Annotated in this window: 8 protein-coding genes and 2 pseudogenes; 4 read left to right on the forward strand and 6 right to left on the reverse strand. The window is 45.3% G+C overall.

Annotated features, from left to right (window positions below; all coding sequences use genetic code 11):
* Positions 1 to 27: 27 nt before the first annotated feature.
* Together C7Y66_RS29405 and C7Y66_RS29410 are read right to left on the reverse strand one after the other, a co-directional pair.
* Positions 28 to 921: a filamentous hemagglutinin N-terminal domain-containing protein gene (locus C7Y66_RS29405; RefSeq protein WP_199197715.1), complete on the reverse strand. Its 894-nt coding sequence runs from the start codon at positions 919 to 921 to the stop codon at positions 28 to 30.
* A 53-nt stretch (positions 922 to 974) separates the two neighbouring features.
* Positions 975 to 1262: pseudogene (locus tag C7Y66_RS29410) on the reverse strand (cytochrome P450); the annotation flags it as partial.
* Positions 1263 to 1468: 206 nt separating this feature from the next.
* Between C7Y66_RS29410 and C7Y66_RS33615 the strand changes: the two are divergent.
* The 3 genes and pseudogenes from C7Y66_RS33615 to C7Y66_RS29425 form a co-directional block, all read left to right on the forward strand.
* Positions 1469 to 1654 carry a hypothetical protein gene (locus tag C7Y66_RS33615; RefSeq protein ID WP_370143992.1) on the forward strand — a complete coding sequence of 62 codons (186 nt, stop codon included), beginning with the start codon at positions 1469 to 1471 and terminating at the stop codon, positions 1652 to 1654.
* A 239-nt stretch (positions 1655 to 1893) separates the two neighbouring features.
* On the forward strand, positions 1894 to 2400 hold the full coding sequence (locus C7Y66_RS32210) for an IS630 family transposase (RefSeq protein WP_106548254.1): 507 nt from the start codon (positions 1894 to 1896) through the stop codon (positions 2398 to 2400).
* 6 nt (positions 2401 to 2406) lie between these two features.
* A pseudogene (locus C7Y66_RS29425) lies at positions 2407 to 4062 on the forward strand (UPF0182 family protein); the annotation flags it as partial.
* Positions 4063 to 4223: 161 nt separating this feature from the next.
* On the opposite strand, the gene C7Y66_RS29430 reads toward C7Y66_RS29425, so the two are convergent.
* Positions 4224 to 4532 carry a hypothetical protein gene (locus C7Y66_RS29430; RefSeq protein WP_106548256.1) on the reverse strand — a complete coding sequence of 103 codons (309 nt, stop codon included), beginning with the start codon at positions 4530 to 4532 and terminating at the stop codon, positions 4224 to 4226.
* A 47-nt stretch (positions 4533 to 4579) separates the two neighbouring features.
* Between C7Y66_RS29430 and C7Y66_RS30730 the strand changes: the two genes are divergently transcribed.
* On the forward strand, positions 4580 to 4777 hold the full coding sequence (locus tag C7Y66_RS30730) for a hypothetical protein (RefSeq protein ID WP_146149908.1): 198 nt from the start codon (positions 4580 to 4582) through the stop codon (positions 4775 to 4777).
* A gap of 35 nt (positions 4778 to 4812) precedes the next feature.
* Here the strand turns inward: C7Y66_RS30730 and C7Y66_RS32735 are convergent, their stop codons facing one another.
* The 3 genes from C7Y66_RS32735 to C7Y66_RS29445 all read right to left on the reverse strand — a co-directional run bounded on the left by C7Y66_RS32735 (position 4813) and on the right by C7Y66_RS29445 (position 7039).
* Positions 4813 to 5967, reverse strand: coding sequence for a hypothetical protein (locus C7Y66_RS32735; RefSeq protein ID WP_106548257.1), 1155 nt, complete (start codon positions 5965 to 5967; stop codon positions 4813 to 4815).
* A 164-nt stretch (positions 5968 to 6131) separates the two neighbouring features.
* Positions 6132 to 6815: a LuxR C-terminal-related transcriptional regulator gene (locus tag C7Y66_RS29440; RefSeq protein WP_199197718.1), complete on the reverse strand. Its 684-nt coding sequence runs from the start codon at positions 6813 to 6815 to the stop codon at positions 6132 to 6134.
* 11 nt (positions 6816 to 6826) lie between these two features.
* Positions 6827 to 7039, reverse strand: coding sequence for a hypothetical protein (locus C7Y66_RS29445; RefSeq protein WP_199197719.1), 213 nt, complete (start codon positions 7037 to 7039; stop codon positions 6827 to 6829).
* Positions 7040 to 7239: the final 200 nt, after the last annotated feature.

A 7239-nucleotide genomic window follows, 5' to 3' on the forward strand; every position in this document is an offset into this window, starting at 1 on the left:
GTACTGCTCCAATTACTTATGCTCAGTTCAGTTCAGCTTGACTTCTATTTTATTCTCACCGTAGTGACAGAAGAAAGATAACCCGTTGTCTACGCTGCCTAACTCAATCCTTCCTGCTTGGGCGGTTACAACGCCACCTTCTAGACTGATATCTCCCCCTACCATTGCCAGCGTTTGTTGTGGCTGAACTTGTAACCCTACATCAGAGTTATTGCCTCTCACAATTGGTTGGTAGTCCGCAGCAATGACATCGTGACCCTTGCCCAGTATGCGAATCGCCCCCGAGTTGCCACCAAATTGCAAACCTATTGGTACGTTGACCGTCAGCAGTGGTGTAGTAGAGCTTGCAGTGGCGCTAAATTCACTGCCATCGGCAAATTTAAGACTATTCGCTGTACTGGCAAGAAATGAACCACCAATGTTTAAACGAGCGTTGCCACCAAAAATGATTCCATTTGGATTGAGCAAAAACAAGTTAGCCGCTCCGTTGGCGGCGATCGCACCATCAATTTTTGAGATAAATTTTCCCGTGACTCGACTAATGATGTTCTCAATCGCAGCAGAATTGTTGAAATAGGCAGTAGTACCAGTTGGGATGGAAAAGGAATCGAAGCTGTGAAATAGATTAGTTCCTTTGGTAGTGCCAGCTTCGATCGAAATGGTATCACCCCGCTCCCTAACTGAAGAATTAGTAGGTAGCGTAGAATCTGGAACGATCTGCGCCTTGGCAGGTGGAGTAGATAGTAAATAAGACAGCATTCCTACAGGGATTGAAATTGCCAAGAATCTCGCGCAGATCTTCGCGATTGTACCAGGGCGATCGCTCGAATAGAATTCAAGTAATGACGGTTGCTGCCGAGCAACATGGCTCAAAAGCTTGATTCGGGCTAAATTGCCTAACTTATTACCAGTTAGGTTCATACAACTACAAATCCTTAATTTTTTCAATTTAGGTAGCCGCGAGTTTGCGTGTTTTAGTTGGGGCGATTTGCTACTATTTCCAAGCTCAATGGGGGAGTCAAAGTTACGCCACGCCCGACAGGGCGAACTGGACGGTCATCAACTAGGGATAAGTGCAACTGCGAGAGAATCGTCGCTAGCACCAATTTGATCTCCATTTGGGCAAATGCCATCCCGATGCATCGACGATTGCCGCCACCAAAGGGATAATACTCGTATGGTGAAAACTGACGAGCCAGAAAGCGTTCTGGCTGGAACTGCTTGGGCAGTGGGTAAAGATCTTCTCGTTGATGAGTCAAGTAATACCATTTTATTTTAAGTATGCTACAGATAGTAGAAAGTAACAGCTCAAGGTAAAGTGTCATGAAGGCGCGTTGTTAAAATTGATATCACCGAATCCGTTGAAGAGCTGAAGACGTTATTAGCAGCACAAAAAACAGCTTTTGGGAAGGAAAGAGTACAGGCGTTATATCTGCTGAAGACAAAGCAAGTTGAGACAGTACAACATCTGGCAATAATTCTAGGACGTAATCGAGTTACAGTTCAACGCTGGTTACGCTCATACCGTAATGGCGGACTGTCTCAATTGCTGTCTCAATACAAAAGTCAGGGAAGACCAATGTTGATTTCACGCCTATGCAATAGTATCGTTAAAAGAAGAATTGAAAGACCCAGAAGGATTTCCTGGTTATAAAGAAGTGCAGTTATGGTTCAAAGCTGTACTAGGAGTTGAAGCAAATTATCACGTCGTTCATCGTTTAGTTCGTTACAAGCTAAACGCGAAACTGAAATCCAATGCGACCACGCAGTAGCGAGCAGAACCCAGAAGAACTCAAAGACTTTAAAAAAAACTCCCAAACCATTTACAGTCAATAGTTGCATCTTTACGGAGTCAAGGAATAGAAGAGAAGCAACTACGCTATTGGTGTGATAATGGTATCTCGCTTTGGGCTAAAAACTATTGAGCGTCGGCTGTTAACAGGTTTCGGCGTTAAACCAATCGGAATCGGACAATGGAAACGAGAGAATTACTATGTCTACGGTGTAGTTGAGCCGACAACAGGTTGTCGCTTTTTTTACGAGTTTTCTCACTTGGATACCACTTGCTTTCAAGCTTTTTTAGACTTATTTTCTCAAACTTATGCTCAAGATTTCCACATTCTACAACTTGACAACGGTTCTTTTCACAAAGCGATTGATTTAATCGTACCAGACAATATTATCTTATTATTCCAACCCTCACACTGTCCAGAACTTAATCCAATTGAAAGACTATGGCAGTACATCAAGAGTTTTTTAGGCTGGCAGTTGTTCGATAATCTGGATGAATTGAGAGATAAAGTTCGGCATATCCTGAATTCTTTCACGCCAGAAATCATTGTGAGCTTAACGGGCTGGCATTATATTCTCCATGCTTTATCTGTAGCAGGCATTTCATAAAATGGTATTAGCACCTATCGCCAGTTGCAAGAAATCCGCCTCTACTACAAATTTAGGAGCGTGGATGTCGATCGCTACACCATAAACGGCAATTACCAGCAGGTGATGTTATCAGCAAGGGAATTTTCCCATTCCCAATTACCCCAAGCAGCGCGTACCTGGGTCAACCAGCGTTTGACGTATACTCACGGCTACGGTTTGGTGATGAGTCCCGTGAATAGCGTGACTAGCGATGGTTTACCCGAACTGTATATCAAAGATATCCCGCCTGTTTCCCAGGTGAATCTTCAGGTGAGCCAGCCTGCAATTTACTACGGTGAAGAAACCGATTCATATATATTTACTGGCACTTCAACTCCAGAGTTTGACTATCCCCTAGGTGATGGCAATGCATTTACCAAGTATCAAGGTAAAGGCGGCGTGCCAATCCCTTCCATCTGGCACAGGCTTGCCTATGCTTACGACTTGGGCAGCATTCAAATTTTGATTTCTAATTACTTTACCAATTCCTCGCGCATCCATTACTATCGTCAAATTCAAGCGCGGGTCAGTCATGTTGCGCCATTTCTGCGGCTGGATAGCGATCCTTATTTAGCAATTATTAACGGTAGGTTACAGTGGATTGTCGATGCTTATACGGTGAGCGATCGCTATCCCTATTCCGAACCAGTGACACACACCCAAAACGCCACCGAATTTCTCCAGGAAGGCAATACCAAGCACTTTTTAGACAGCAATATCAACTATATCCGCAACTCTGTCAAGGTGTTGGTAGATGCTTACGATGGTACAATGCGATTTTTTGCGATCGACGAAACCGATCCCCTACTTGTCACTTATCGCAAAATTTTTCCACACCTATTTGAACCTCCAGCCAATATCTCACCAGAAGTTAAAGTCCACTTTCGCTATCCGCAAGACTTATTCAAAATCCAGGCACAAATTTATCTTGCTTACCACATGAGCGATCCAGAAGTGTTTTACAACCGCGAAGATCTGTGGCGCTTCCCCATCCAAGTGTATGAAGGCAACGAGCAGATGATGCAGCCTTACTATGTCATCATGCGTCTGCCAGAGGAAGCAAATGCTGGATTTATTCTGATCTTGCCGTTTACCCCTGTCAATAAAGACAACATGGTTGCATGGATGACGGCGCGATCGAACGGTCAAGACTACGGTAAGTTACTGTTGTACGAGTTTCCCAAGCAAAAACTGGTTTTTGGTCCTCGGCAAATTGAAGCGCGGATCGACCAAGATCCGCAAATTTCCCAACAGTTTACCTTGTGGAGTCAGGCAGGTTCCAGAGTCATTCGCGGCGATCTATTAGTGATACCGATCGAACAGTCATTGCTCTATGTAGAACCAGTCTATCTGCGGGCAGAACGAGGCGAGTTACCGCAGCTAGAGCGGGTAATTGTAGCGCACGGCAAAGAAGTGGTAATGGCAGAAACTTTAGCACAATCTTTAGCTGCAATCTTTGGCGGCGTTCAGCCAGAGAAGGAAGTGCCTAGTGCTGCTGGGGAGACTGCCAGCTTAGCAAAATCTGCACTGGAAACCTACCAAAAGGCACAGCGATCGCTGCGTCAGGGGAATTGGGCTGAGTACGGTCGCTATCAGCAGGAGTTAGAGAAGATTTTGCAGCAATTGGATCGGAGCAACTAGCGTTGATTTTTCTATGACATAGAGGCGATCGCGTGTTGCCCTTCAAAGAAGCAATCGCCCAATCAAACTAACTTTGCAGTTACGTCATGACTTGATTTACAATCAGCACGGGAATGGTAGCAGATCGACATGCTATTAATAATCCATTCTGGGGTTCCTAATCAAAGCGCCTCAATTGGGCCAGTCACTTCGCCGCGAACTGGTACTCCTTCCAAGTCAGCAGGCAAGCAGTCTAGCACTCCAGAGTCAATTACCCCAATGATAATTGTTTCTCTTCCTGGTTCAACCATTTGACGAGATACCATTGTTACCCCTGGAATCGCTAGCAAATTTGCTTCGTGACGACGAAGAACGCTCTCCAGCCCATCGTCTATCAGGGACACAGTTGGCGAATAATCTTGCGGACTCATCTCAATTCCAAGTTCCGCCAAGTCAGGTACTTGGAATTGTTGCTGTTCAGAGTTAGTCATAAATATGCTCCATATCACTTTCATCTCAATCCTAAGACAAAGATTAGTTGGCAACAACAACTATCCCACCGACTGAGCGAGCCGCGATCGCTCATTTTGAAGACAAAAACTGTCGGAGTAATTTTCTTCAGGCAACTGTTTGTGTGGCGCTCGGGGCGATTTGCAAAGCAGGCGAGGCTTGTTTAAGCAATTCATTCGCTTCGCGATCGCCCTTGGAAGTACTCCTTACTAAACTGAATAATTAGGATGGAGTTGTACTACACCCATCCGATACTCCTGCTCAGGTATACAGGCGGATATCTAGAGCAGGCAGTACCCTCTGGATCTTGTTAGCAAAAGTGTAGCCACCGCCACCAGCAAACAGTAAGCCCACAGGTGCTAAACCACTAGCCCACCGCCAAATTAGCGAACCAGAGTCACCACCAGCACTAAAAGCAGAAGAAGAAGTGCTGACAATTCCAAGCTGATCGCAGAAGAGCGCAACGCGCCCACCTCCATAGTTCACACGGATTGTAGCAGAGATGTCCACAATGCGACCTTGGGTGAGATTCGTAGTTCGTCCCGTCTTCCCAACAATCATGTTAACCGCAGGTGCCACCGGAGTACTACCGACACGGAAATATCTATCACTCCCGCCGCTCTCGTACATTAACTCGCGGCGCACGCGATCCGGCCATGCCCAACCTGTCGCAGCATCAACATAGTTACACCGACCATCAAAGTAGATCGGCACCCAACGCTCAAGAATGGCAATCTGGTCGGTAGGACATTTGCCGCCGTCATAAGGTCCTGGCTGGCAGATACAGTCACCAGCTTTGGCATTGTTCGAGTTAGCTAACACATGGTTGTTGCTGAGGGTCATGAGACGGCTAGAGCGTGGAGGGCTAGTGCCAATACACAGGCAACCGATCGTCCCTGCTGTGACCGCGAAATGAGCTACTGAAACACCTCCTGGAGCCGGTCGAATGCGAGCACGTTTATTAAGTGCATCGATGTAACCGGTGGGGATTTGAGTAATGGGTACCTCTGAGAGTGCCCGTGTTCCAGTCATAGAAGAAACTTCGCTCAGAACTCGATCCATACTCACCTGGTCCAGGGTATATATATTGAGCGATAACTTGTCAGGAGATGGATTAGCACTGAGACCGGCAATCATCGCATCTGGACTGGGCGAGCCAATCCCGACTCCGACGATGTTAGATGTTCCTACTTCCTGCGCTGAGGTCATCAAGTTTTCTGCAATTTCATCTTTTAAGGCAAGTAGATCGGCATCGACCTCAGCGAGGGCTTCTATAAGATCTTGTTCTGCTTGTGCTTGTACGCTCTCTCCAGATGTTGGCGGCTCGAATCTTTCAGAACCAGTATCATTGCCAGTTTGAGATTCTTCAGGATTTGAGTTGCCAGGATTTGTGAATTCTTCAGGTTGATTCGACATATTATTTACCTACGTTTGTAAAGTTTTTATTAGGCTTTACCTTTCTAAATCAGATTCACTAAAGCCTAGAAGCTTTTATAAGCTTCCAATTAAATATTGGCAAAAATCGATTCCAGCGAAAATACGACGATCCGCGTATAGGATTATGACGAGATTGCAACAAACTACCCTTTGAAAAGCCCCAACTTTTCCAAGGCAACCATCACAGCAGCCGTTCGGGTTTGTACACCTAGTTTCTTGTAAAGATGCTCTAGATGTTTTCGCACCGTTCCTTCACAGCAATCCAGGACTCTAGCAATTCCGGCATTGCTTTTATCCTTAGCAATCCAGAAGAGTACCTCTGCCTCGCGTTCAGTGAGTCCTAGTAATTGCAAAGTTGCGACAGAAAAGGATGGCGATTCTTGTTCCTCCAGTAGCAACAAATATTGCTCCCCTTTCGGATCGGGAATGAGACGGATAAGCAACTGTCGTCCAGCTTGCTCAAAATGTAAGGGTAAGCAGGAGGATGGAACATCACCGGCGTGCACGAATTGCAAAATCTGATGCTTAAACCAATGTTGTAAAGTCTCTGGCAATGAGTGCAGGACATAGGATAAAAAATACTGGCTCAGTAGTTGTTCTACTCTTTGAGTTATGAGCAGCACTTGCCCATCGATCGCCAAACCGCTCGCTCCCCCCCGATCCAAAGCTTGCTTCAATTGTGCTAGTATTTGCTGGACTTGCCTGCATTCAGAGTTATTTTCCTCTGCTTGCATCAGGTAGGAATATAGGAGACCGAGGATACAGCGATCGCAATCTTTAGGATTCAGCCGATCGCAAATCATCAAAGCTTTTTGCATTGATACCATAGATTTCTCAACTATTTATATTTAAAAATTACAAAACCTGGGTCTGGAACCGTAATCGACACTTCTTTTCCGTCCTGCGCCTCAACTGTCACTAACTGACCGATCTGCACCGCATCCGTCGAGTAAATGTACTTCAAAATATCTCCTGTTTTGTGCAGGTCACGATCGATCGTCACCCAAACCGTTCTGGGCTGGTCGTCATCCGTGTTAATCGCTAATAGCATCTCCTGTAACTCATTAAATGTCACTTATCTACTAGAGAGCGATCGCCTTACTAGCAGAATAATATGCTTATAAAAATATTTTTTTGCAGTAAATTTTTTCTTCAATCGTTCAATGCTTTCGAAATTTATCCGATTCAACAATAGTAAAAAATCTTGTTTATTTGTGAGTAGCCGTAAACTACAAGAATACAGTATATGCT

The sequence above is a fragment of the Chroococcidiopsis sp. CCALA 051 genome, assembly GCF_003015105.1.
GTDB classification, from domain to species: domain Bacteria; phylum Cyanobacteriota; class Cyanobacteriia; order Cyanobacteriales; family Chroococcidiopsidaceae; genus Chroococcidiopsis; species Chroococcidiopsis thermalis.

Excerpts from the sequence above, each read along its gene's own strand:
- C7Y66_RS29405 (WP_199197715.1), bottom strand. The coding sequence starts at position 921 with ATGAACCTAACTGGTAATAAGTTAGGCAATTTAGCCCGAATCAAGCTT.
- C7Y66_RS32210 (WP_106548254.1), top strand. The coding sequence starts at position 1,894 with ATGGTATCTCGCTTTGGGCTAAAAACTATTGAGCGTCGGCTGTTAACA.
- C7Y66_RS29430 (WP_106548256.1), bottom strand. The coding sequence starts at position 4,532 with ATGACTAACTCTGAACAGCAACAATTCCAAGTACCTGACTTGGCGGAA.
- C7Y66_RS32735 (WP_106548257.1), bottom strand. The coding sequence starts at position 5,967 with ATGTCGAATCAACCTGAAGAATTCACAAATCCTGGCAACTCAAATCCT.
- C7Y66_RS29440 (WP_199197718.1), bottom strand. The coding sequence starts at position 6,815 with ATGGTATCAATGCAAAAAGCTTTGATGATTTGCGATCGGCTGAATCCT.
- C7Y66_RS29445 (WP_199197719.1), bottom strand. The coding sequence starts at position 7,039 with ATGCTATTAGCGATTAACACGGATGACGACCAGCCCAGAACGGTTTGG.